Source organism: Streptomyces sp. NRRL B-24085 (assembly GCF_001282115.1).
GTDB lineage: Bacteria > Actinomycetota > Actinomycetes > Streptomycetales > Streptomycetaceae > Streptomyces.
The window spans coordinates 1-2,619 of the sequence record NZ_LJBR01000650.1; the positions used below are offsets into that span (position 1 = coordinate 1).

At 73.8% G+C, this 2,619-nt stretch carries 2 protein-coding genes; both read right to left on the bottom strand.

Annotated elements, in window-relative coordinates:
- Window positions 1–866, bottom strand: an 866-nt coding sequence (locus AOJ26_RS40835; protein ID WP_159044534.1) for a serine/threonine-protein kinase, incomplete at its 3' end; no start/stop codon positions are given.
- A gap of 213 nt (window positions 867–1,079) precedes the next feature.
- Complete coding sequence (locus AOJ26_RS40840) at window positions 1,080–2,606, bottom strand: DUF7059 domain-containing protein (protein ID WP_053853376.1); 1,527 nt, start codon at window positions 2,604–2,606, stop codon at window positions 1,080–1,082.
- Between the last annotated feature and the right edge of the window lie 13 nt (window positions 2,607–2,619).

Genomic DNA, 2,619 nt, shown 5'->3' on the forward strand with positions numbered 1-2,619 from the left:
CCCCTGCACGACCCGCTCCAGCCCCGCTTCACCGCCTCCGGGGAGAACCTGCGCCCAGGGTCCTTGACCAGCAACCCCTGCAACACCGGCGTCAGCTCGCCGGCCCGGACGGGCGGGGTGGGGTCCTCGCCCAACAGGGCCGTCAGCGTGGCGTACTCGCCGTGGCGGTCGAAGGGGCCGCGCCCCTCGACGGCGGCGTACAGCGTGGCGCCCAGGGAGAACAGGTCGGCGGCCGGGGTCGGCGGTTCGCCCCGGACGCGCTCCGGTGCCAGGTAGCCCGGGGTGCCGAGGATGCCGGCCGTGGCGGTGAGCCGGGGCTCGCGGGACTCGGGCTGGAGGGCGATGCCGTAGTCGGTGAGCAGCACGCGTGCGTACGGGTCGCCCGAAGCGTCCGGTGCCAGAAGGATGTTGGCCGGTTTCACATCCCTGTGGAGGATGCCGACGCGATGTCCCGCGGTGAGGGCGTCGAGGACGGCGAGACCGACGCGGGCCGCCTGACCGGGCGACAGCGGCCCGGAGCGTCGTACCAGGGCCTGGAGGTCGGTCGCGTCCGGTACGAACTCCATGACGATCCACGGCAGGCCCTCGTGGACCACCACGTCGTGGACCGTCGCCACGTGCGGATGGCCGCGCAGCCGGGCCGCGTGCCGGGCCTCGCCGCGCGCGCGGTCGATCCGCCGGGCCCGCTCGCCCTCGTCCATCGGCATGTCCGGAAGCGCGATCTCCTTGATCGCGACCTCGCAGGCCAGCTCCTCGTCGTAGGCCAGCCAGACGCGGCCCATGCCGCCCGCGCCGAGTGTGCGCGACAGCCGGTAGCGGCCGTTGATCGTCCTGCCTTCGCCCTGATCCGGCGTATCCCCCGCCATCACGCCTCCCCCCGAGACCCGGGCACCGGGCCAGAGACAGCGCGCCTCCCCCGAGAACGCGTCAGGTCTGTCTCTCGAAGGTAGCTTCGCACGCCCCACTGACAGGAGGCCTTTTCGGGGCCAATCCCGTCAGACCGGGCACAGGAGTCTCAGGGGTGCGGGGACGCCTCAGCGGCACGCCCCGCCGGGTTCACGCGGCACGCCCCGCCGGGTTCACGCGGGTTCCAGGAACCCCTGCTCCACCAGCAGCCGGATCTGCGCCGGGGTGCGGTCGCGGAGCAGGACCGGGTCCTCGTCCATGAGCTGGGCGATCGCGTCGAGGATGCGGCCCGCGCTCAGCGAGCCGTCGCACACGCCGGCGAAGCCCGCGCCGACGGTGTCCACCTTGGTGGCCCGGCGCATCCCCCGGTGCTGGCGCAGCACCACGTGCTCGGGGTCCTCCGCGCCGGGCAGCCCGACCTGCTCCTGGACGATCTCGGGCACGAGCTTGAAGTGCGACTCCAGCAGGGCCGCGTCGTCGTGGGCGCGCAGGTAGTCGAGGCGCTCGAAATGCGCCCGGACCGTGTCCCCGAGCGGCTGCTCGACCGGGTGCGGCCACTCCTCGACGGTGATCGAGGGCTCGGCCGAGCCGGTCCTGCGCAGGGTGATCCAGCCGAAGCCCACGGCCCGTACCTTGCGCGTCTCGAACTCGTCCAGCCACGCGTCGTACAGCGCCTGGTACTCGGCCGGGTCGCCGCGGTGGTCGCCGGCGTCCCTGAGCCACAGCTCGGCGTACTGCGTGACGTCCTGGACCTCGCGCTGCACGATCCACGCGTCGCACCCGCGCGGCACCCACGACCTGAGCCTGTCCTGCCAGTCCTCCCCCGCGACGTGCTGCCAGTTGGCGAGGAACTGCGCGAACCCGCCCTCGTTCAGCAGCTCCCCCGCCCCCTGAACGACCGAACGGCACAGATCGTCCCCGCCCATCCCGCCGTCCCGGTACGTCAGCCGCGCACCGGGCGAGATCACGAAGGGCGGGTTCGACACGACGAGGTCGTACGTCTCGCCCTGCTTGACGGGCTTGAACAGCGAGCCCTCCCGCAGGTCGGCCGCCGGGGCGCCGGACAGGGCCAGCGTGAGCGCGGTGATGTGCAGCGCGCGGGGGTTGAGGTCGGTCGCCGTCACGCGCGTGGCGTGCTGCGCGGCGTGCAGGGCCTGGATCCCGGAGCCGGTGCCGAGGTCGAGGGCGGAACCGACGGGCGTGCGCACGGTGATGCCCGCGAGGGTCGTGGAGGCACCGCCGACCCCGAGCACGACACCCTCGTCCCGGCTGCCGATGCCACCGGCGCCGCCGACGGCACAGCCCAGGTCCGACACGATGAACCAGTCCTCGCCGTCCGGTCCGCCGTACGGCCGTACGTCCACCGTCGCGGCTACCTCGTCCGTGCCGGAGCGCACCAGCCATCCGCTCTCCAGACACGCGTCGACGGGCAGGACGTCCGCCACGCGCGCGTGGAGCACCGGCTGCTGGAGGAGGAACAGGCGTACGAGTACTTCCAGCGGGGTGTCCCCGCGGGTGGCCCGGAGCGCGGGCACGGTCTCGCTGCGCGCGAGGGCCGCGTAGGCGGGCGCGCCGAGCAGCTCCAGCAGTCCGTCGGCGGTGAAGGAGGCCCCGAGCAGGGCGTCCCGGAGCCGTGCGGTGACATCGGGGCGGCCGGGAGCGGGGGCGGCGGGCAGCGTGGGCAGACTGGAGGTACTCACGCCCCCATCGTCG